18 protein-coding genes are annotated in these 22813 nt (G+C 57.7%); 9 read left to right on the forward strand and 9 right to left on the reverse strand.

Features of this window, described 5'->3' with window-relative positions:
* Positions 1-15: 15 nt before the first annotated feature.
* Complete coding sequence (locus tag DXXMK7_RS16850) at positions 16-1368, reverse strand: MFS transporter (protein ID WP_038920077.1); 1353 nt, start codon at positions 1366-1368, stop codon at positions 16-18.
* A gap of 787 nt (positions 1369-2155) precedes the next feature.
* On the opposite strand from DXXMK7_RS16850, the gene garD reads away from it, so the two are divergent.
* The 5 genes from garD (at position 2156) to DXXMK7_RS16875 (ending at position 7371) form a co-directional block, all read left to right on the forward strand.
* Entirely contained in the window at positions 2156-3730 is a 1575-nt protein-coding gene (garD, locus tag DXXMK7_RS16855) for a galactarate dehydratase (RefSeq protein WP_038920078.1), read from the forward strand.
* Positions 3731-4314: 584 nt separating this feature from the next.
* Positions 4315-5850, forward strand: coding sequence for a PAS domain-containing methyl-accepting chemotaxis protein (locus tag DXXMK7_RS16860; RefSeq protein WP_038920079.1), 1536 nt, complete (start codon positions 4315-4317; stop codon positions 5848-5850).
* A 158-nt stretch (positions 5851-6008) separates the two neighbouring features.
* Complete coding sequence (locus DXXMK7_RS16865; RefSeq protein WP_022634696.1) at positions 6009-6341, forward strand: FlxA-like family protein; 333 nt, start codon at positions 6009-6011, stop codon at positions 6339-6341.
* Between the two features lie 176 nt (positions 6342-6517).
* The gene (locus DXXMK7_RS16870) at positions 6518-6880 is read left to right on the forward strand and encodes a FlxA-like family protein (RefSeq protein WP_038920080.1); all 363 of its coding nucleotides are present in this window, start codon (positions 6518-6520) and stop codon (positions 6878-6880) included.
* 122 nt (positions 6881-7002) lie between these two features.
* A complete protein-coding gene (locus tag DXXMK7_RS16875) occupies positions 7003-7371 on the forward strand; it encodes a FlxA-like family protein (RefSeq protein WP_038920081.1) in 369 nt (122 codons plus the stop codon).
* A 237-nt stretch (positions 7372-7608) separates the two neighbouring features.
* Here the strand turns inward: DXXMK7_RS16875 and DXXMK7_RS16880 are convergent, their stop codons facing one another.
* The 5 genes from DXXMK7_RS16880 to DXXMK7_RS16900 form a co-directional block, all read right to left on the reverse strand.
* Complete coding sequence (locus tag DXXMK7_RS16880) at positions 7609-7830, reverse strand: DUF3820 family protein (protein WP_013319269.1); 222 nt, start codon at positions 7828-7830, stop codon at positions 7609-7611.
* A gap of 7 nt (positions 7831-7837) precedes the next feature.
* Positions 7838-9889: an NAD-dependent DNA ligase LigA gene (ligA, locus tag DXXMK7_RS16885; RefSeq protein ID WP_038920082.1), complete on the reverse strand. Its 2052-nt coding sequence runs from the start codon at positions 9887-9889 to the stop codon at positions 7838-7840.
* 11 nt (positions 9890-9900) lie between these two features.
* The gene (hldE, locus tag DXXMK7_RS16890) at positions 9901-11328 is read right to left on the reverse strand and encodes a bifunctional D-glycero-beta-D-manno-heptose-7-phosphate kinase/D-glycero-beta-D-manno-heptose 1-phosphate adenylyltransferase HldE (protein WP_038920083.1); all 1428 of its coding nucleotides are present in this window, start codon (positions 11326-11328) and stop codon (positions 9901-9903) included.
* Between the two features lie 133 nt (positions 11329-11461).
* Positions 11462-14311 carry a bifunctional [glutamate--ammonia ligase]-adenylyl-L-tyrosine phosphorylase/[glutamate--ammonia-ligase] adenylyltransferase gene (glnE, locus tag DXXMK7_RS16895; RefSeq protein ID WP_038920084.1) on the reverse strand — a complete coding sequence of 950 codons (2850 nt, stop codon included), beginning with the start codon at positions 14309-14311 and terminating at the stop codon, positions 11462-11464.
* A 112-nt stretch (positions 14312-14423) separates the two neighbouring features.
* Positions 14424-15755, reverse strand: a complete 1332-nt coding sequence (locus DXXMK7_RS16900; protein WP_038920085.1) for an inorganic triphosphatase — start codon at positions 15753-15755, stop codon at positions 14424-14426.
* A gap of 307 nt (positions 15756-16062) precedes the next feature.
* Between DXXMK7_RS16900 and DXXMK7_RS16905 the strand changes: the two genes are divergently transcribed.
* Positions 16063-16683: a TIGR04211 family SH3 domain-containing protein gene (locus DXXMK7_RS16905; protein ID WP_038921108.1), complete on the forward strand. Its 621-nt coding sequence runs from the start codon at positions 16063-16065 to the stop codon at positions 16681-16683.
* A 151-nt stretch (positions 16684-16834) separates the two neighbouring features.
* A complete protein-coding gene (locus DXXMK7_RS16910; RefSeq protein ID WP_038920086.1) occupies positions 16835-18082 on the forward strand; it encodes a multifunctional CCA addition/repair protein in 1248 nt (415 codons plus the stop codon).
* A 52-nt stretch (positions 18083-18134) separates the two neighbouring features.
* Here the strand turns inward: DXXMK7_RS16910 and bacA are convergent, their stop codons facing one another.
* Both bacA and folB read right to left on the reverse strand, forming a co-directional pair.
* Entirely contained in the window at positions 18135-18956 is an 822-nt protein-coding gene (gene bacA / locus DXXMK7_RS16915) for an undecaprenyl-diphosphate phosphatase (RefSeq protein WP_038666142.1), read from the reverse strand.
* A 175-nt stretch (positions 18957-19131) separates the two neighbouring features.
* Positions 19132-19494, reverse strand: a complete 363-nt coding sequence (gene folB, locus DXXMK7_RS16920) for a bifunctional dihydroneopterin aldolase/7,8-dihydroneopterin epimerase (RefSeq protein WP_038666140.1) — start codon at positions 19492-19494, stop codon at positions 19132-19134.
* 107 nt (positions 19495-19601) lie between these two features.
* Here folB and plsY point away from each other — a divergent pair, with 107 nt between their 5' ends.
* Positions 19602-20243 (forward strand): glycerol-3-phosphate 1-O-acyltransferase PlsY, encoded by a 642-nt coding sequence (gene plsY, locus DXXMK7_RS16925; protein WP_038666138.1) that lies wholly within the window; start codon positions 19602-19604, stop codon positions 20241-20243.
* Between the two features lie 70 nt (positions 20244-20313).
* Here the strand turns inward: plsY and DXXMK7_RS16930 are convergent, their stop codons facing one another.
* Positions 20314-21900 (reverse strand): methyl-accepting chemotaxis protein, encoded by a 1587-nt coding sequence (locus DXXMK7_RS16930; protein ID WP_038920087.1) that lies wholly within the window; start codon positions 21898-21900, stop codon positions 20314-20316.
* A gap of 314 nt (positions 21901-22214) precedes the next feature.
* Between DXXMK7_RS16930 and ppa the strand changes: the two genes are divergently transcribed.
* Positions 22215-22745, forward strand: a complete 531-nt coding sequence (gene ppa, locus DXXMK7_RS16935) for an inorganic diphosphatase (RefSeq protein WP_038666134.1) — start codon at positions 22215-22217, stop codon at positions 22743-22745.
* The last annotated feature ends 68 nt before the right edge of the window (positions 22746-22813 follow it).

Consider the following 22813-nt stretch of genomic DNA (forward strand, 5'->3'; position numbering starts at 1 on the left):
CGTCCTTACCCTGCATCAGCGGGATTGATAAGGTTTCAATTCGATACGTTTAATATCCTGCACGATGAACAGGAAGCTCAGAATCGCCACCAGCGCATGGATACCGACATAAATCAGGCCGCCGTTGAAAGAGCCGGTGCTACCGACGATGTAACCGATGGCAATCGGGGTCACAATGCCGGAGATGTTGCCGAACATGTTGAACAGACCGCCGCTCAGGCCGCTGATTTCCCTCGGCGCCGTATCCGCCATTACCGCCCAACCCAGCGCGCCGATGCCTTTACCGAAGAAGGCTGCCGCCATCACCGCAATCACCACCCATTCCGTGGTGACGTAGTTACAAATCACCATCGACATGGACAGCAGCATACCCAGCACAATCGGCGTTTTACGCGCGACAGTCAGTGACTGAGTACGACGCATCAGGAAGTCGGAAATCACCCCGCCCAGTACGCCGCCGACAAAACCGCAGATCGCCGGGATAGAGGCCACAAAGCCGGCTTTCAGAATCGACATGCCGCGAGCCTGCACCAGATACACCGGGAACCAGGTGATAAAGAAGTAAGTCAGCGCATTGATGCAGTATTGACCAAGATAAATCCCCATCATCATGCGGGAAGTCAGTAATTGCTTAATCTGGTGCCATTTCTCGCCGCGGGCGACCTCTTTTTTAGTCGCCGCCGCATCCATATTGACCAACGCGCCGCCCGCTTCGATGTACTCCAGTTCCGCCTTGTTCACGCTCGGGTGATCTTTCGGGTCGTGAATCACTTTCAGCCACAGGAAGCTGATGATCATGCCAAGACCGCCCATGAACCAGAACACGTGCGCCCAACCCACTTCGTGCGTCAGCCAGCCCATGATGGGAGCGAAGATAACGGTGGCGAAATACTGTGCGGAGTTGAAGATGGCGACAGCGGTGCCGCGTTCCTGCGCCGGGAACCAGGCCGCAACGATACGGCTGTTACCAGGGAAGGACGGGGATTCACACAATCCCACCATAAAACGCAGCATAAACAGTGAAATCACGATGGCTGAACCGTGGAACAGATCCACGAACCCTTGCAACAGGGTAAACAGCGACCAGGTGAAAATACTCCAGAAGTAGACCCGCTTGGAACCGAAGCGGTCAAGCAGCCAGCCGCCGGGGATTTGGCCTATGACATAAGCCCAGGAAAACGCGGAGAAGATATAGCCCATGCCCACGGCATCAAGACCAATCTCTTTGGACATGGCGGAACCGGCGATGGAGATCGTGGCGCGGTCGCCATAGTTGAATGACGTGACGATAAACAGCATCACGACAATCCAGTAACGGGCGTTGGTTTTCTTTTGTAATACGCCTGCTGCTGTGCTGACGGTATTCATGATGAACTCCTACTTTCAGATAGCGGTTAGCTCATTCATTCCGAATAACAACACAATGTAGGGTTGGGTTACCAGAATGAAATCAAGAGTCGGTAATGGTTTGAAACCTGAGCAAAGGAACAAACAGAACAGCAAAAATAAACCACGAGACCTCTTCGACTTCTGGGGAGAATTATAAAGGGCGGCCCTGGGAGCCTCACTGGACAAGCGCCCAACAATTACCATCATCACCAACACGGATTCTTGCAATCGCCTAACGAATTGGGAGTCATTTCACGAAAACGCCGTTTTTTGTCGTTCTGGTCACAGGGCGCGACGGTGTCGATAAGGCGGGAGAAGACAGGGGAACGGAATAATGTGACAAGTCTCACTGCATGTTGTTTCTTCGCCAGAGAAATTAAGCACAGCGCATCAGGATGTCAGTCAATTGCATAATGCCCGGATGAGGAAAGCTCCTCTATACTGGTGCCGAGCAAAGTCATTATTAGCAGCAGTGAAAATAAACCGCGCGTTATAACTTTAACCAGCGTTATATACCCCAATAATTCGGGTTGCAGGACAAAACGTTCGCGTTGGCCCTTCAGGGCAAGGCTCATAACGAGCCTTGTAACGCGGCGACCGAGTGAACTCCCAGGGAACTTATCGCAGTCAGCGGCTGAGGTAAGTGACAAACCGGCGCGAGCCGATTTGAACTCGGTGGGCGGCAGGCCTGAGTACGGGCCGGTAGCGCCGCCGACATCCCGGCAACCTGATGCATGACGGGTATAACATAATAAAGGTTAGCACCATGTCAGATAACACAAACAAGGGTGTGGCCAGTGAGCGGCCGCTTTATATCAAGGTCCATGAGTCTGACAATGTTGCCATTGTCGTTAACAATAACGGCCTGAAAGCCGGCACCCGATTCAGCTGCGGCCTGGAACTGAAAGAGCACGTACCACAGGGCCACAAAGTGGCATTAAGCGATATCGCCCTCGGCGACTCCATCGTCCGTTATGGCGAAATCATCGGCTACGCCCTCAGAGACATCGCCCGCGGCAGTTGGATCGATGAATCTCTGGTGGAATTGCCCAACGCCCCGGCGCTGGAAACCTTGCCGCTGGCGACCCGGGTTCCACCGTCTCTGCCGCCGCTGGAAGGTTATACCTTTGAAGGCTACCGTAACCCGGACGGCAGCGTCGGCACCAAAAACCTGCTTGGCATCACCACCAGCGTACACTGCGTCGCCGGCGTGGTGGATTATGTCGTCACGCTGATCGAACGCGACCTGTTGCCCCGTTACCCCAACGTGGACGGCGTGGTAGCGCTGAACCATTTGTACGGCTGCGGCGTGGCGATCAATGCCCCGGCCGCGGTAGTGCCGATTCGCACCATCCATAACCTGGCGCTGAACCCAAATTTCGGCGGCGAAGTGCTGGTGGTCGGGCTGGGCTGCGAAAAACTCCAGCCGGAACGGCTGCTGCAGGGTACGCCGGATGTACAGGCCATTTCACTGGACGACACCAGTATCGTGCGGTTGCAGGATGAACATCATGTCGGTTTCAAATCTATGGTGGACGACATCCTGAGCATGGCGGATAAACATCTGCAACAGCTCAACCGCCGTCAGCGCGAAACGGTGCCGGCTTCCGAACTGGTGGTCGGCATGCAGTGCGGCGGCAGCGACGCCTTTTCCGGCGTAACCGCTAACCCGGCGGTGGGATTCGCCTCCGATCTGCTGGTGCGCTGCGGCGCCACGGTGATGTTTTCCGAAGTCACCGAGGTCCGCGACGCCATCCATCTGCTCACGCCGCGCGCCATCAATGAAGAGGTGGGTAAACGCCTGCTGGAAGAGATGGCCTGGTATGACGATTATCTGGACAGCGGCAAAACCGACCGCAGCGCCAACCCGTCTCCCGGCAACAAGAAAGGCGGCCTGGCCAACGTGGTGGAAAAAGCGCTGGGTTCAATCGCCAAATCCGGCACCAGCGCGATTGTCGAAGTGCTGTCGCCGGGTCAGCGCCCGACCAAACGTGGCCTGATTTACGCGGCCACGCCCGCCAGCGACTTTGTGTGCGGTACCCAGCAATTGGCTTCCGGCATCACGGTACAGGTATTCACCACCGGACGCGGCACCCCTTACGGGTTGAAAGCCGTACCGGTTATCAAGATGGCGACCCGCACGGCGCTGGCGGAACGCTGGCATGACCTGATGGATATCAACGCCGGCACCATCGCCACCGGCGAAGCCACTATTGAGGATGTGGGCTGGCAGTTGTTCCGCTTTATTCTGGATATCGCCAGCGGCAAGAAAAAAACCTGGTCCGATCAATGGGGTCTGCACAACGCCCTGTCGGTGTTCAACCCGGCGCCGGTGACCTGATATACGCAGTTAGACGTAAATCGCCCTGTTCGCCGCCGGATGGTTCATCCGGCGGCGAACGTTTTAAAATATTTTCCGCCCATCGCCTTTTAATCCGCCGACATTAATTAGAGATATCATCTACGTAAATTTATTTACGACAGAAAATAACCCGCCGTTCCTTTCATTGAGTCACCATTTAATTTCACTTAATAATTCGCATTATTGCCTTTTATTTTTATAACGCACTTTTTCGTTATTGCTGTTAATAAAACGTTTTTATTGTGATCCTAAGTTTAAGAAAAAATCGAACAATATTTAATAAACCCAAAGAAGGTAAAAAAAACGCTGCTCAAAAAATGATTTGATTGACAACACAAAGACGCAAAGCATAAATTCCCCCTTACAAAAAAATGGAACAACTTTACGCAGGGATGCTTTGAATTTTAAAGCGCCCTTTTTTTCGCATCTTTTAACTTTGCGTTAAAAAAATAAAAACGATTATTCAACACACCTCTCAGCCCGTGTGATTAATCAGGCCGTGCTCACACGTCGGCCCTTCTATTCTCACGATATATTACTGATACACAGCATCGGGGTTTCCAATGAGGGTTAATGCACCTATTACACAACAGGAATACCTGTTGGATGACGACACCACATTAATGTCGACCACGGATGTTAAAAGCCACATCACTTACGCCAATTCCGCCTTTATTCGCGTCAGCGGTTTTGATGAAGACGAATTGATGGGAACGGCGCACAATATCGTGCGTCATCCGGATATGCCCATCGAAGCCTTCGCCGACATGTGGTACACGCTGCAGCAGGGAGACAGCTGGACCGGTCTGGTCAAAAACCGTCGCAAGAACGGCGATCATTACTGGGTACGCGCCAACGTCACGCCGGTTTATCACCACAATCAGCTCGCCGGTTATATTTCGGTGCGCAATACCCCCAAAGCGGAAGAAATTCAGGCTGCGGAACCCTTGTACGAAGCGGTACAGAATAAGCAGGCCCGCCATATCCGGTTTTATAAAGGGCTGGTGGTCCGGACCGGTCTGTTCTCGGTTCTGTCCCTGTTCCAGCGGCTATCGGTGCGCTCGCGGTTACGGCTGGCCGTTCTGCTTGGCGGTCTGGTGCCGCTGGCGCTGATCTTACTGGGTTTCGGCGCCGCAACGTCGATGGTCGCCACCCTGCTATTGATGGTAGCGCTCGATCGATTTCTGCAACGGCAAATCGCGCATCCGCTGCGTTTGATTCTGCGTCAGGCGCAACAGGTGGTGTCCGGCCGTCGGGCGGACAGTATCCATCTCAACCGGGTGGATGAAATCGGCCTGCTGCTGCGGGTGGTCAATCAGTTCGGGCTGAACCTGCATTCGCTGGTGGACGACGTCGGCACGCAGGTCGCGGGCATCAACAGCGTCAGCCAGCAACTGGCCGACAGCAACGGCGATCTGAGCGCGCGTACCGAGGAAACCTCCGCCAATCTGCAACAGACAGCGGCAGCCATCGAGCAGATTACCGTCGCGGTTCAACAGAGCGCGGACACCGCCACGCAGGCGACCAATATGGCGCAAAACGCCAGCCTGTCCGCCGGTAAAGGCGGCGATATCATGGCTGAAGCGGTGGGTATGATGGAGGCGATTTCGAACGCCAGCCGCAAAATCGTCGATATCATCGGCGTCATCGACAGCATCGCGTTTCAGACCAACATTCTGGCGCTCAATGCCGCGGTGGAAGCGGCGCGGGCCGGTGTGGAAGGACGCGGCTTTGCCGTCGTGGCGGCGGAAGTACGCAGCCTGGCGCAACATTCCGCGTCTGCCGCCCGCGAAATCAAAACGCTGATCGACGCCAACATGACCAGCGTTGAAAACGGCAGCGCGCTGGTGGACAAAGCCGGTCAGCATATTCAGGACATCGTCAACGACGTGCAACAGGTCGCGACCATGATCAGCGAGATCAGCAACGCCACCCGCGAACAAACCGCCGCGCTGTCGCTGATCAACGACTCGATTGCCCAAATCGAGCAAATGACCGCCGGCAATACCGGCATGGTCGATCAGTCAGCCGAGTTCGCCACCTGCCTCAGCAGACAGGCTCTGCGGTTGACCGATGCGATTAATGTCTACGGGAAATAATGGTTGGCGTAAAGATACAATTCTTTACGCCTCGCCCCGAACAAAGGGTAGATAGAATTCGCTTTTTGGTTAATAATCACTCATAAGATCGCGCCAGGTGCCGATAATAGAGATAGCAGGGACAGTCCCCTGCCCAGACGACATAATCAGGAGGATGTATGCTGAGTCCAATTACCAGCTCTGCGTTTGCAGTGATGCCGGTGCCAGCATCCACCAGCGTCGAAACCAACACTGAACAGAAGGTTTCCGATCGCAATCTGCAAAACCTGAAAGCCGCCGAGACATCGGGCGAGAGCACTAAAAAGCAGCAGGAAACCACGATTAACGGACAGCAGCAGTCGATGCAGGCTCAGATTGTGGTGATGCAAGGCCAAATCGCACAGTTGCAGACTCAGCAAGTGCCGCCGCCGCAGGAAAGCAAACCGCTGGTCAAGCCGGTTGAAGGCGTCAATCGTCCGTCTGCCGAACATGCGATCGATATTTACATTTGATTGGTCAAGAGCGTGAAACCGAATAACCAAGCCCGCTGCCAGACAGCGGGTTTTGCTTTTTTAGGGAAGCGGCACAAAGGACGCTAAAGTCACCAGAGAGCGGTGCCGATAGCCATATCGCAGGTGTGATCATTCTTAGGAAGTAGATTATTTCTCAGAAAGCAAAGGAGGTAGGTATGGTAAGTTCCGTCGGTTCAGCAACATCAGCGGCCTCAGGATCAGCAGGTACCAGCACTGCAGGCATTGAGCAAAAGATCATGCAACTCACCAAACAGATTCAGACCTTGACCAAAGATCTGAGTAAAACTGTGGCGAAAATGCTCGAAGCCAAGAGCGATGAAGAACGCCAATTGTTGCAGCAGCAACAAAAAATGGTCCAGGCGCAAATCCAGCAATTACAGCAGCAGATTCAGCAACTGCAGCAACAGAAAGCGCAGCAGCAATCACAATCAGCGACTGATGCTGTCTCTTCGCAGACCGAGAAACAGGAAAAGACCAACCCGCTTTCATCCGATCGCACAATCGATACCTACATCTGACGGGATGTTATTATCCTGATGTATTTGTATGTTTATCGTCAGGAAAGCGAAAAGCCAGTAAGGATGCAGCTGGGCTATGTCGATAACGGCATAGCCACTATGGCTATTTTCAGGAGGAATTTATGGCAAGCTCTATCGGCTCGGCAACATCGGCCGTCTCTGCATCCTCGGGCAGCAGCGGTACCAGCGTTGATCAGCAGATCGCCCAGCTCAATCAACAGATCCAGAAGTTGACTCAGCAGGCGACAAAACTGGCGACACAGCTGGCATCAACCCAGGATGCAAATCAGCAGGAAGTTTATAAACAACAGCAGGTACTGATTCAGGCGCAAATCCAGCAGTTGCAGGCACAGATTCAGCAGTTGCAGCAGCAGAAAACGCAGCAGTCTCAGTCCCAACAGTCTGATGTGTCGTCCTCAGTGCAATCGACCAAACCTCAGGAAGGCGTCAACGCGCCGACGGATGAGAACAGCATCAATATCTACATCTAATCCTGTAGCTGACTGATTATTGTCTGGCATGAACAAAGCATCATTATCGAGAGGATTAATGGTGCTTTTTTATTTCAGGGGACTCGATACGGCAGGCAGCGTAAATAATAGAGACGCCCGAGAACAGCGAAGCGGTGAGATCATCGGCGGTGGACTCCTGCCATGACAACCTCAATCTGATAACAACCTGCCCAGATGATAACGTTCCAGAGCACAACCCATTCGAACCACAATGTATCAGGGCTGGGGACGGCGCAGCGGCTTAACCAGCCCCTGCAACCCTTCCATCTTGATCGCCAGCGTAATCTGCATCAACTCCCCTAACCGCCCGGCCGGGAATTCGCCCTTGCGGGCGAACCAGAGGAGATACTCTTCCGGCAAGTCGATCAGCATCCGGCCTTTGTATTTGCCAAAAGGCATCGGCGTATTGGCTATCGCCAGCAGATCCGCTTTTTCCATGTTCCCCTCACCCCAGCAAGCGCATCATTTCCGCTTCATCGATGACCTCAATGCCCAGCTCCAGCGCTTTGGTCAGCTTGGAACCGGCCGCTTCGCCCGCGATCACCAGATCGGTTTTCTTCGACACGCTGCCGCTGACCTTCGCCCCCAACGCCGTGAGGCGATCTTTGGCTTCGTCACGGGATAATAGCGTCAGCGAGCCGGTCAATACCACGGTTTTTCCGGCGAACGGGCTATCCGAAGCCTCAACATCCACCACTACCGGGGCCGGCCAGTGAATGCCAATACTCTCGCTGATCAAGTCCTGAATCACCTGTTGGTTGTGCGCTTCATCAAGAAAATTGCGCACATGGGTCGCCACCACGATGCCGACGTCCTGCACCTGCTGTAGCGCCTCCAGATCGGCGGACTGCAATGCCTCCAGCGTACCGAAATGCGACGCCAGACTGGCGGCGGTCGCCTCACCGACATCGCGGATCCCCAACGCATACAGGAAACGGGCAAAGGTGGTGGATTTGGCTTTATTCAGCGCATTCACCAGATTCTGCGCCGATTTCGGCCCCATACGGTCAAGTCCGGTAAGAATACCAGCGCTCAGGCGAAACAGGTCCGCCGGCGTCTTGACGTACTCTTTCTCCACCAGTTGGTCGATAATCTTATCGCCCATCCCTTCCACATCCAGCGCGCGACGGGAAACGAAGTGCTTCAACGCTTCTTTACGCTGCGCGCCGCAGAACAGGCCGCCGGTGCAACGGGTCACCACTTCGCCGTCTACCCGCTCCAATTCTGAACCGCACACCGGGCACTGCTCAGGAAACACCACCGGGCGGGCATCCACCGGGCGCTCGGACAGCACCACGCTGACAATCTGCGGGATCACATCGCCGGCGCGTCTTACTGCAACCCGGTCGCCAATCTGAATCCCCAGACGCTCGATTTCATCGGCATTGTGCAGCGTGGCGTTGCTGACCACCACCCCGGCGACGGCGACCGGCTCCAGCCGCGCCACCGGCGTAATCGCGCCGGTACGGCCGACCTGAAATTCAACGTCGCGCAGCCAGGTCAACTGCTCCTGCGCCGGGAACTTGAACGCCACCGCCCAGCGCGGCGCACGAGCGACAAACCCCAGCCGTTCCTGCAGCGTCAGCTCGTTGACCTTAATCACCACGCCGTCGATATCGAACCCCAGCGTCTCGCGTTCCTGTTCCACCTGACGGTAGAAATCCAGCACCGCATCGCTGCCGGTACACAGGCGGATGCGGTCGCTGACCGGCAGCCCCCAGTCCCGGAACTGCATCAGCCGCTGCCAGTGGGTGTCCGGCAGGGTTCCGCCTTCCACCATCCCAACGCCATAGCACAAAAAGGTCAACGGGCGGGTAGCGGTGATGCGCGGGTCCAGTTGACGCAACGAACCGGCCGCGGCATTCCGCGGGTTGGCGAACACCTTGCCGCCGGTGCGGCGCGCTTCCTCATTCAGGGCTTCGAATCCCTTGTGTTTCATGAACACTTCGCCGCGCACTTCCAGCCGTTCCGGGATGTTGTCGCCGCGCAGACGCAACGGAATCGCGCCGACGGTGCGAATATTGGCGGTAATATTCTCGCCGGTGGTGCCATCGCCGCGCGTCGCCGCGCGCACCAACAGACCGTTTTCATACAGCAGGCTGACCGCCAGACCGTCGAGCTTCAGTTCACAGCAAAATGCCAACTCGCCATCATTTTTCAGACGGTCGTTGATACGTTTGCTGAACGCCAGAAAACTGGTCTCGTCGAAGACGTTATCCAGCGACAGCATCGGCACTTCATGCGCTATCGTGTCAAACGCATCCAGCGGCGCGGCGCCGACCCGCTGGGTCGGCGAATCGGGCGTCACCAGTTCAGGATGCACCTGCTCCAGCGTTTTCAGCGCATTCATCAGCTTGTCGTATTCCGCGTCGGGAATTTCCGGCGCATCCTCGACATGATATTTGTACTCGTGATAGCGCAGTTGAGCGCGCAGCGCTTCAATCTGCACCGACACGGTGGAGATATCGTCGGCAGGCTTCGACTCTTTTTCCAACATAAGCGCGCCCGTCAGTCTCTGGCTTTGATGGTGTTGATGATATTGGTGGTCGAGCAGCCGTCTTCAAAGTTCAGCACCCGCACCTCGCCGCCATTGGCCCATACTTCCTTGCTGCCGGCGATGTCTTCCGGCTTGTAGTCGCCGCCCTTCACCAGAATATCCGGCAGGACTTCGCTAATCAGGCGTTGCGGCGTGTCTTCCTCGAACGGCACCACCCAGTCCACGGCTTCCAGCGCGCCCAGCACGATCATACGCTGCGTCAGCGGATTGACCGGACGGCTCGGCCCTTTCAGGCGTTTGGTGGAGTCATCGCTGTTCACCGCCACAATCAGGCGATCGCCCAGACGGCGCGCATTAGCCAGATAGGAGACGTGTCCGGCGTGCAGAATATCGAAACACCCGTTGGTCATGACCACCGTTTCGCCGCGCTGACGCGCCAGCGCCACCGCGTCTTTCAACTGTGCTTCGGTCATGACGCCAAAGCCGGTGTCGGCACGGCCGCGAATGGCGTTTTCCAGCTCGATCGGCGTTACCGTGGAGGTGCCGAGTTTGCCGACCACCACGCCGGCCGCCGCGTTGGCCAGGAAGCAGGCTTCCTCCAGCGGTTTGCCCGCCGCCAGCGCCGCCGCCAGCACGCCAATTACGGTATCGCCGGCGCCGGTGACGTCATACACTTCCTGCGCCTGCGTCGGCAGATGCAACGGCGCTTTGCCCGGTTGCAGCAACGTCATGCCCTGCTCGGAACGGGTGACCAGCAGCGCAGACAGATCCAGCTCCGCCAGCAGCTTCACGCCGCGTTCCACCAGATCGTTTTCATCTTTGCAGCGCCCGGCCACCGCTTCGAACTCAGACAGGTTCGGCGTCAGCAGAGTCGCACCGCGATAACGGTTGAAATCGGTGCCTTTCGGGTCGATCAGCACCGGCACGCCGGCGGCTCTGGCGGTCTGGATCATGCTCTGTACATGCACCAGCGCCCCTTTGGCGTAGTCGGACAGCACCAGCGCGCCGATTTTCGGCAATGCCTGCTGGATGCGTTCAATCATCGGCTGCGGATCGACGCTGTCGAACCCTTCCTCAAAGTCGAGGCGGATCAGTTGCTGGTTGCGCGACAGCACACGCAGCTTGGTGATGGTCGGATGGGTGGGAACGGAAACGAAGTCGCATTTGACGTTGACTTCGTTCAGTTTGGCGCTCAGGGCGCGGGCGGCATCATCGATGCCGGTCAACCCCACCAGACGCGAACCCGCTCCCAGCGCGGCGATGTTCATCGCCACGTTGGCCGCGCCGCCGGGACGTTCTTCGATGGTATCCACCTTGACCACCGGCACCGGCGCTTCCGGCGAAATACGGCTGGTCGGGCCGTACCAGTAGCGGTCCAGCATTACGTCACCCACAACCAGAACACCGGCGTGGCGAAAATCAGGTAGCGTTACTTTCATTCCCTGGCTCCAAAAACAGGTTCATTTTTAACGCGCGCTATACTATCACATTCAACTACCACACCATCACACTCAACTACCACACTCACCGGGTAGCCACAGCCCCCTGGTGGGCCATTTTGCGCGGCGCGTCTCACTCCAGCCACTTTTGCCAGCTCTGTTGCACCTGCCGCCGCTCGGCGCTGAAACGATCCTGACCAACGCGGCCGGGCAGTTCCTGCAACGCCAGATGATGGATTTCATCGCGCAGGGTGATGTAAGCCAGCCGTAAAGCGTCAGCCTCTTCTTCCGCCATCACGCCGTGGCGGGCCAGCAGTTCCAGAATGCGCACGTTATCGGACCAGCGCGTCAGCCGCGGCTCCTGCGCCGCGTAACGCAGCACCAGATACTGGGCGATGAACTCAATATCGGTGATGCCGCCGGCGTCGGCCTTGATATCAAACCCCGGGTCTTTGCTGGCATGGTGCTGACGCATTTTTTCCCGCATTTCCCGCACTTCGGTACGCAGCGCATCGCCATCGCGCTCACGGCACAGAATCCGCTGGCGAATCTGCTCAAACTGCTGCTGAATAGCGGGTTCGCCATACACCACCCGGGCGCGCACCAGCGCCTGATGTTCCCAGGTCCAGGCTTCATTGCGCTGATAATCCTCGAACGCCGCCACGGTGCTCACCAGCATCCCCGCCGCTCCCGATGGTCTTAAACGGGCGTCGACCTCATACAAGATGCCGGACGAGGTACGGGTGCTGAACAGGTGCATCACGCGCTGGGCCAGCCGCAAATAGAACTGACGGCCGTCGATGCTGCGTTCGCCATCGGTCGCCACGTTATCCGGGCAATCGATCAGAAACACCAGATCAAGGTCGGAACTGTATCCCAGTTCCCAGCCGCCCAGCTTGCCGTACCCCACCACGGCGAACCCGCGCCCGGAATGAGAATGCAGGTGGGCAGGCTGGCCGTAACGCGCCACCATCTGGTTCCACGCCTGCTGTACCACGGCGGCGATGATCGCCTCCGCCAGATAAGTTAAGTGATCGCTCACTTTCATGACCGGCAGCGCGCCGACAATATCCGCCGCCGCGATACGCAAATGCTGCGCCTGCTTGAACTGACGCAACGCTTCCAGTTGCTGCTCTTCGTCCTCTTCCGGCACGCGCATCAGGTATTGACGCAATTCGTCGGCGTACGCATTCAGCGCGGTCGGTTGGTACAAGCTAGCCGGGTCCAGCAGTTCATCCAGCAGCAACGGATAACGCGCCAGCTGGCTGGCTATCATCGGCGACACGGCGCACAGACGAATCAGCTGCGTCAGCGCCGGGCGCGACTCCAGCAGCAGTTCCAGATAGGTGGTACGGGTGACGATACCCAGCAACAGCGGCGTCAGGCGCGCCACGATGACGTCGGCGTTGGCGTGACCGCAGGCCTGCGCCAGCAACGCCGGCATCAGTTGGTCAAGCACATCGCGCCCGCGCGGCCCGATGGTACGGCGGGATAAATCAGCGCGAAAATCCGTCACCCGCGCCAACAGCCGTTCGCACACCTCCGGGGTCAGGTCAGGCGCCAACGTCGCCAGGTCGGTACTATCCAGGCCATCCTGCCACAGGCTGCTGTAATGGCTGTGTTCCGGGGTTTCGCTGCCGTCGGGCGCGTCATCGCCAATCAGCTCATGGAACACCGCACGCACCGCATGCATCTGCTGATGTAAGCGTTCACTCAGTTGCAACCAGTCGTCGCAGCGCATCCCCCACGCCAGCCGCGCCTGATTAAGCGGGTCTTCCGGCAGGGTCTGCGTTTGTTCGTCGGCGATTGATTGCAACAGGTTTTCCAGCCGACGCAAAAACAGATAAGCCTCGCGCAGTTGAGCCGCCTGCGCCGGGGTCAACAGCCCCAGCTCGCCGACCTGCGTCAGCGTCGGCAGCAGAGAGCGCCCCTGCAACGTGGGCTCGCGGCCGCCGCGAATCAGTTGAAACACCTGGGTGATGAACTCCACTTCGCGGATGCCGCCCGCTCCCAGCTTGATGTTATTGCGCAGGTCTCGTCGCCGCACTTCGCGGGCGATCATGCTCTTCATGTTGCGTAGCGATTGAATCACGCTGAAATCGATATAGCGGCGGAACACGAACGGCCGCAACATGCGGATCAACTCCAGGCTGTAATGGTCGTCATCGCCGCCCATCAATCGGGCTTTGACCATCGCATACCGCTCCCAGTCGCGCCCCTGTTCCTGATAGTAATCTTCCAGCGCGGCGAAGCTCATCACCAGCGGGCCGCTGTCGCCAAACGGCCGCAGGCGCATGTCCACCCGGTAAACGAAGCCGTCCACGGTCGGCTGGTCCAACGCTTTGATCAGCCGCTGGCCGAGGCGGGTAAAGAACTGGGCGTTATCCAGCTCCCGGCGTCCGCCGCGGGTCTGGCCGTTTTCCGGATAGGCGAAAATCAGGTCGATATCCGAGGAAAAATTCAGCTCGCCGCCGCCGAGTTTGCCCATGCCCAGAATCAGCAATGGCTGAGGCTCGCCCGCCGCATTGCACGGCGTGCCCCACTCGCGGCAGCAGGCGTCATACAACCACTGGCGGGCGGCGACGATCAGCGCTTCCGCCAGGACGCTCAGTTGCTGCAATGTCTGCACGGTGGTGCTGAGCTGCAGCCATTGCCCCCAGGCGATGCGCGTCAGGATGCGGCGGCGGAACAGGCGCAGCGCCTGCATTAACGCCGCTTCATCGCTGACGCCGCTCAACGTCTGCGATAGCCAGTCCGCATACTGCCGCCACTCTTCCGGCTGGGGCGGCTGCCGCACCATCTCCTGCCGCCACTCCGGATAGCGCGCCAGCGCGTCGCTAACGAACTCGCTGCAAATCAGTACCGCCATCGCCTCATCGGCCAGCGGCGTCGGATCGGAAGTCAACAGACGTTCCGCCTCATGGCGCGCCTGTTCGGTCAGTGGTTCAGACAGCGGAAACAACGATGCGGGATGACAGGTCATGGCGATATCCTTGCACAGCTGCCCCGTCAGGCAGCTTCAATAAAATGTTGAACCGGGGTTATCCGCCTTGCCGGTGCAGGAAAAGCGATAACCCCGAAGCGCGACAGGCGGATTACTGGCCGCTGTGCAGCCAGAACGGCGGCTGTTCGAGCGCCTGCTTGCGGCAGTGCTCCAGTTCGCTGGGTATACTCTGGCCGGCGGACAGCGCTTCAATCAGTTGCATCAGCTCACGCCACGGCTGCAGATAGCGGTGGGCCTCCTCCGGCGGATAAGAGCCGCCCAGCAGCAAAAAGGCGTACACGCCTCGCTGCAAGCGCGGCAATTGCTGGGCGTAATGCAACGCATCCAGCGCATGGCTGAATACGGCTTTCAGTTCAGCCAGCCCGCGGCTCATCATGATATCGGCAAAGCGCTTCCAGGAACTCTGCAACCGCATCAGCTCACGGTTGTCCATGTAGCCGCGCCAGCCGTGTTTTACCAACCACGAGGTCAGAATCAGTTTGCCCTTCAGGTAATCGGCGCTGTAGCAGAGCGTACCCGCCGTTTCCGTACGCTCAATCCCCTCTTCAAGATGGGTCAACGCCGCACGGAATTCCGAGGTTATCTTACGCGGCACCACGCCCCCGACCAGCACCAGCAGTTCCCGCATCATCGCGCCGGCTTCCAGCAACGCCTGGCGTGCCGCATTATCGCCGCGCGCCCACAGTTCCTCATGGTATTGCCAGTGACTGAACGCATATTCCAGTCCGGCGGCAATGCCCTGATCGAGCGTCATTTTCGGCTCCACCGGCAGAAAACCCAGCTCGCTGCGCGGCCGGGCCGGATTGCCTTTCGCCAGATGATAGCCGCGGGCGGCTTTGCTCAGGCTCCCTTGCCGTAAGCCGCCGATGTCGGCCAGTTCGCTGGCGAACGCCAGCAAATCCGCGGTGCGACCGTTTTTCAGCTCCAGTTCCAGTTCGCACAGCGGTTCGACGAATTCGCCGGCGCTGACCTCGCCCTGATCAATGGCGATCTCAATCAGGCTCTGATGGTGGGACACCACCCAGGCTTCCCGCTGAAAATCGGTGCTGAACAGCGGCTGCAACGCCAGAGCCAGCGCATCGATATCGCAATCCTCCGGCCAAATCTCCGCAGGCAGCAGACGAATATCCAGTTGCGGCCCGGGCAGATCCACGTTGTATTCCGGATGTTGATGTAATCCGCCCACCACTTTCCCCGCGGTCTTCACCGTCATCTCATAACGGCCGTTTTCACCGCGGATACGCAGCCCAATGCCATGCCGGCGCAGATAAGCGTCGGCGGTTTCGTAATAAATATTCGCCAGTTGACGGGTATGCAGATGGTTGCTGTGCCCCACGTCGCTCTGCCAGTTTTTCAGGCCCTGTTTGACCGTCTCCACCGCATCGGGGTGAATGATAAATTTTAACTCGATCTCTTCGCTCATAGTCTTGCACTACCGGATATTGCGGAAATGTCGCCAGTAAATAACATTTTATCTCAGGTTGCCACTTTTGCGGCATGGCGTCGCAAACACCCTGCGAGCGTTCTCACAAGGCGTATGCAACCGGTTTTCGCCATCGCCGAATTTTGGCTATGCTTGAGTCCTCATCACGAATTAACCAACGCACTGATTTACAAAACCAAGTTTACAAAACCAAGAGTAAGACTGTTCCCATTCAGGTTTGCCGGCGGCATCGTCAGACTGGGCGCGCTAACCGCAGAATCTCAATGAACTTAATATATTGAATATGATGAATAAATTACCCTTGTTCCTTGCCGCGATCCTGGGCCTGTCCACCACATTGGGCCTGCATGCGGAAGAAAAACGCTACATCTCCGATGAACTTGTCACCTACACCCGCAGCGGTCCGGGCAACCAGTATCGTATCGTCGGCACGTTGAATGCCGGTGAAGCCGTGACGCTCATCAGCGCCAACGACGGTGCCGGTTACGCACAGATTCGTGACGAAAAAGGCCGCACCAGTTGGATTCAACTTGACCAGCTCAGCCAGACGCCCAGCCTGAAAACCCGGGTGCCAGAACTGGAAAATCAGGTCAAAACCCTGACGGACAGACTTAACAGCGTCGATCAGGACTGGAACCAGCGCACCGTCGACCTGCGCCAGAAAGTCGCCGCCAGTGACGGTACCCTTTCCTCTTTGCAAAAAGAAAATCAGGCGCTGAAAACCCAGTTGGAAGTGGCGCAGAAAAAACTTGAGGTAGCCAACCTGCAATTGGACGACAAGCAGCGCACGCTGATCATGCAGTGGTTTATGTACGGCGGAGGCGTGGCGGGCGGTGGTTTGGTGTTGGGGCTGCTGTTGCCGCACCTGTTGCCCAGACGCAAAAAGAACGACCGTTGGATGGGGTAACACCTGAACACCGGCTCGCCAGCCGCACGGACGCCCCGTTGTGTTCGAGAGGATGTTAATCAACAATAACCGAAATTATCGTTAACTATCATTTCGGTTACGGTTGGTTATTATTTCAATTATCGACACAGCCTAACATCGGGAGCCGGGTTTGAAGATTTACCTTGTAGGGGGCGCAGTGCGCGATGGCCTGTTGGGCAGGCCGGTCACCGAACGCGATTGGGTAGTGGTCGGCGCTACGCCGGAAATGCTGTTGCAGCAAGGCTACCAGCAGGTCGGGCGGGATTTTCCGGTTTTCCTGCACCCGGAGAGCAAAGAGGAGTATGCGCTGGCGCGTACCGAGCGCAAATCCGGCAATGGGTATACCGGGTTTACCTGCCAGGCCACGCCGGACATCACGCTGGAAGAGGATCTGCAACGGCGCGATCTGACCATCAACGCCATCGCGCAGGATGAAGACGGGCGGTTGATTGACCCTTACGACGGTCAGCGTGATTTGCAAAATCGGCTCCTGCGCCATGTATCCGGCGCCTTCAGCGAAGATCCGCTGCGGGTGCTGCGGGTCGCGCGCTTCGCCGCCCGTTATGCCCACCTCGGTTTTCTGATTGCCGAAGAAACCCTGAACCTGATGCAGACGATGACCCGCAACGGCGAGCTGGATTTCCTGACGCCGGAACGGGTGTGGAAAGAAACGGAGAAAGCCCTCGCCACTCAGGATCCGCAAGTCTATTTTCAGGTGCTGCGCGACTGCGGCGCGCTGGCGGTGCTGTTCCCCGAAGTCGACAGTCTTTACGGCGTGCCGGCTCCCGCCCAATGGCATCCGGAAATCGACACCGGCATCCACGTGATGATGAGTCTGGCGATGGCCGCCCGCCTCAGCCCGGCGCTTGATATCCGCTTCGCCACCCTGTGTCACGATCTCGGTAAAGGATTGACGCCGCCGGAACTGTGGCCGCGCCATCATGGTCACGGCCCGGCCGGCGTGCCGCTGGTGGAGGCCTTGTGCCAGCGATTGCGGGTGCCTAACGCGCTGCGCGATCTGGCCTGTCTGGTGGCCGAATACCATGATGTGGTCCACACCGTGCAGATACTGCAGCCCAAAACCCTGCTGAAGCTGTTTGACGCCATCGATGTCTGGCGCAAGCCTCAGCGTCTGGAACAGTTGCTCCTCGCCAGCGAGGCGGACGCACGCGGGCGGGCCGGACTGGAGCAACAGCCCTATCCGCAGGGAGACTATCTGCGTGAAGCCTTTGCTGCCGCCAGCAGTATAACCAGCGCGGAAGTGGTGGCGGCCGGATTCCAGCATGCCGCGATCAGGGAAGAGTTGCAGCGCCGTCGCTGCGCCGCGTTGGAACAATGGAAAGCCCGGCGCGCCGAAGCTGCCGGGCCGTCATCATAAGCACATAACCATTATCGTCATCGTCGGGATGCATCGGCGCATCCCGGCGGCATCACATCAGCACCAGCCACACCACGGCCGCCACGATGAAGCGATAAATGGCGAACGGCACGAAAGAGATGCGCTTAATCAACTGCAGGAAAGTCTTAATGGCGATCATCGCCACCACAAACGCGGTCAAGAAACCGGTAGCGAACATCGGCAGGTCGGACAGCGACAGGAAATGCCAGCTTTTATACAAATCCAGCCCGCTCGCGCCCAGCATAATCGGCACCGCAAGAATAAAGGAGAATTCGGACGCCGCGTAGCGATTGACCCCGACCAACATCCCGCCGGAAATGGTCGCGCCGGAACGCGAGAACCCCGGCCACAGCGCCAGACACTGAAAACAGCCAATCAGGAACGCCTGAAGATAGCTGATGTCATCCAGCCCTTCCGCCTTCGCTTTTTTCGGTTTAAACCACTCCGCCAGCAGCAACAGCACGCCCCCGACCACCAGCGCGTAAGTCACGGTAACCGGATTGAACAGCGACTTGATGAAGTCATGCAACACCAGCCCCAATACCACGGCGGGGATCATCGCCAGCACGATGTGCGCCAGCGTCAGATGGCCTTTGCCGCGCCCTTCATGCTGCGGCGGTTGCCCGAAATGAATGCCGATCAAACCGAACATTCTCCGCCAGAACACCACTACCACCGCCAGGATCGACCCCAACTGGATGATGACTTCAAAGGTCTTGGCGGTGTCGCCCTCGAACCCCAGCCAGTGACCGACAATGATCATATGCCCGGTGGATGACACCGGCAGAAATTCGGTGAGCCCTTCCACCACCCCAAGAATGAACGCCACCAGCAACGAATGCAGATCCGCCATCGACCGTTAACTCCCTACCTGCCACATAAAAAAGCGGCCTTGCCGTCAGCAAGCCGCAACGTATAAAGCACATCGAAGATGTCCCGCGCTTTGGGGACCAACTTAAAATAGAGATATTATCTTTTGATTACCTTAAGAAGGGTCTGTGTTTGCGCCGAAATGATCGCCAACCGATTCATGCCGACGGGCGGACGCCGCGTTCAATCACCACGCCCACGCTGCGCGCCTGCGCTACCGCGCCGGGCTTGCTGACCTTCAGCCGCAGCCAGGGAATGCCGAAGCGCTGCATCAGTGTGGCCGCCACCTCTTCAGCCACCCGCTCCACCAGCGCAAATCGCCCGCCGGCGACCAGTTCAATTACCGCCTCGCTGACATCGGCATAGCTCAGGCAATCGGCTACGTCGTCGCTGGCGGCGGCCGGGCGGTTATCCCAGGCCATTTCGATATCGAACATCAACTTCTGCTGGATGGTCTGTTCCCAGTCATAAACACCGATGGTGGTGATTACGCTCAGTTCTTCAATAAACACGATATCCATCACGTCATCCCCTGTTTTTGCCGCCGCCGGATACCACTTCCGGCAGAAAGTGCGTATTATCCACAGATGCTGAACTTAAAACGACCTTTATTGGACGGAAGCCGTTTATGAGTGTTATCGCGCCCGGAATGATTATCGTCGCGTATCTGTGTGGCTCGATCTCCAGTGCGATTCTGATTTGTCGCATCGCCGGTTTGCCCGATCCGCGCGAACACGGTTCCGGCAACCCTGGCGCCACCAATGTGCTACGCATCGGCGGTAAAACCGCTGCCGCCGCCGTACTGGTTTTTGACGTTCTTAAAGGCATGCTGCCGGTGTGGGGCGCTTACGCGCTGGGCAGTTCGCCGCTGTATCTCGGCCTGACGGCCATCGCCGCCTGTCTGGGCCATATTTACCCGATTTTTTTTCGCTTCCACGGCGGCAAAGGGGTCGCTACCGCGTTTGGCGCCATCGCGCCTATCGGTTGGGATCTGACCGGCCTGATGACCGGCACCTGGCTCCTGACCGTGCTGCTGAGCGGCTATTCCTCGCTGGGGGCGATTATCAGTGCGCTGATCGCGCCGTTCTACGTCTGGTGGTTCAAGCCCCAGTTCACCTTTCCGGTAGCCATGCTCTCCTGCCTGATCCTGATGCGGCATCACGATAACATCCAGCGGCTGTGGCGCGGTCAGGAAAGCAAGATCTGGAAAAAGCTGCGTCGCAAACACCATTCGGCGGACGATACGCCAGATAAACACGACGTATCCTGAGCGTAAAAAAAGCGGCCTTAATTGGCCGCTTCGTTTTTCATCAGGTTAGAGGTGGTCTTCCCGGTTTTAATCAGTAACGTCCTAATGCTGCCAGAGCTTGCTGTTCCAGCCGGAACTGAGCCATGCTGGCCGCCAGTTCGCGCGCCTGCTCTTCCAGCGAGCGGGTCGCCGCCGCCGACTCTTCTACCAGCGATGCGTTCTGCTGCGCCACCGAATCCATCTGCGACACCGCCAGGTTTACCTGCTCAATGCCATTGCTCTGTTCACGGGTCGCGGTGGAAATTTCACGCATCAGGGTGGTCACCTGCGACACCGACGACGCCACGTCACTCATGGTTTCGCCGGCGACGCGGGCGATTTCGGCGCCTTCGTTGACCTGCGTTTGCGAATCCTGCATCAGCACCTTGATCTCTCTGGCCGACTGAGCGCTGCGCTGCGCCAGACTACGCACCTCGCCCGCCACCACGGCGAAACCGCGGCCCTGCTCGCCGGCGCGCGCCGCTTCCACCGCCGCATTCAGCGCCAGAATATTGGTCTGGAAAGCGATGCCGTCGATCATCGTCAGAATGTCGGCCACCCGTGCCGCCGTAGCGGAGATCAGCTGCATTTTGTCCAGCATCTGATCAACGGCCTGGCTGCCTTTCGTGGCGGTATCGGATACCCGCTGCGCCAGCAGATAAGCCTGATCGGCGCTATCGGCGTTCAGCTTCACGGTGGAAGCCAGCTGTTCCATGCTGGCGGCGGTTTGTTCCAGCGACGCGGCGGACTCTTCGGTACGCTCCGCCAGATGACTGTTGCCGGACGCCAGCTCGCTGGTGCCGATATCAATCTGACTGCCGGCGTCGCGCACGCGCCCCACCGCCACGGCGAGGGAGTGCTGCATGGATTTCATCGCCCGGATCAGCCGGCCGATTTCGTTGTTGCCGCCGTCTTCAATGGTGCGCGACAAATCGCCTTGCGCAATCACTTCAAGCTGCCGTACCGCGCCGTCCAGCGGGCGCAAAACCACCTGACGGATCGCCCACCATGCCAGCACCGCCAGCAACAGCGCCACCGCAAATACCACCCCCATCGACCACAGGCGGCCATAAGCCAGTTCGTCCGCCTGCTGCAACATAGTTTCTCCCACCTGCAGCGCAAAATCGCGGAAATCGGCAATAGAAGTATCCATGCCGATGCTGAGCGCCGGCAGGGTATCCTGCATCAGAGAATAATAGTCATCCAGATTGTCTTTCTTCAGCGCGGCGATCATCGGCGTCATGCCCTGACGATCGTAGGCTTCATAAGCGACTTTGACATGCTCGGCCATTTCGGCGCCGCGTTTGGTCACGGTGCCATACGCCAGAAACCGCGCCATCTCCCGGCGCGACGCCTCGGCATAATTTTCCACGCGCCCCACGGTTTCCTTCGCCTTGTCGATCAAACCGATTTCATACAGCCTGACTGCCTGAGCCGCAGCGGTGCGGGCACGCAACGTGGCGGTATAGCTTGACGACAGCGCGCTCAGTTCTTTCCCCTGAATTTTATCGATAGACAGTAGCGAGCGGTTCCCCTGGCTGATCGCGCTGGTGCCGATTCCAACGACAATCGCCAGCAGCACCAGCATGATGCCCACCAGCGCCAGCAGGCCATGCTTGACCGTAATGTTCTTTAGCATCCGTACTCTCCCTTGTGATTCAAAATAATAAAAAGCAGCAAATAAATAAGATGGCGTAGTCCAGTACGACGCACCATGCCGGTGCATCGCGGAACACGCCGGGTGACACGATTCAGGATCCACGTTTATCGGAATCCTGCCGTTGTTCTTTAATTAGATTAATTATTTAATTTCCATTGATTAGGCTTATGGGAATCCGGTACGGCAACCGGCAAACAGACGCAATGCGCCCGGCCTAAAAAATCACGACTTTCGCCATCAGTTGGCTATAATGAGCGCCACTCCATTCTGGTTTGAAGAAGAAGGAAACCGACATGAGTTTGAATACGGTACCGGCGGGCAAAGACCTTCCGGAAGATATCTATGTAGTGATCGAAATCCCTGCCAACTCTGATCCGATCAAGTACGAAGTGGACAAGGAAACCGGCGCCCTGTTCGTAGACCGCTTTATGTCTACCGCCATGTTCTATCCGTGCAACTACGGCTACGTCAACAACACGCTGTCTCTGGACGGCGACCCGGTTGACGTTCTGGTGCCGACCCCGTATCCGCTGCAGCCGGGTTCAGTGATCCGCTGCCGTCCGGTTGGCGTACTGAAAATGACCGACGAATCCGGCGAAGACGCTAAAGTGGTGGCGGTACCGCACACCAAACTGAGCAAAGAGTACGATCACATCAAAGACGTGAACGACCTGCCGGAGCTGCTGCGCGCCCAGATCGGCCATTTCTTCGAGCACTATAAAGACCTGGAAAAAGGCAAATGGGTGAAAGTGGACGGCTGGGCCGACGCCGCCGCCGCGAAAGCTGAAATCCTGACGTCTTTCGAACGCGCCAAAAATAAATAAGGCTATTCTACCGGTTGCAGCACGCGCGAACCGGCAATGCCAGAAACAAAAACACCGCCGAGGCGGTG

Origin of the sequence: Dickeya sp. MK7 (assembly GCF_000406305.1) — a bacterium.
Lineage (GTDB): Bacteria > Pseudomonadota > Gammaproteobacteria > Enterobacterales > Enterobacteriaceae > Dickeya > Dickeya fangzhongdai.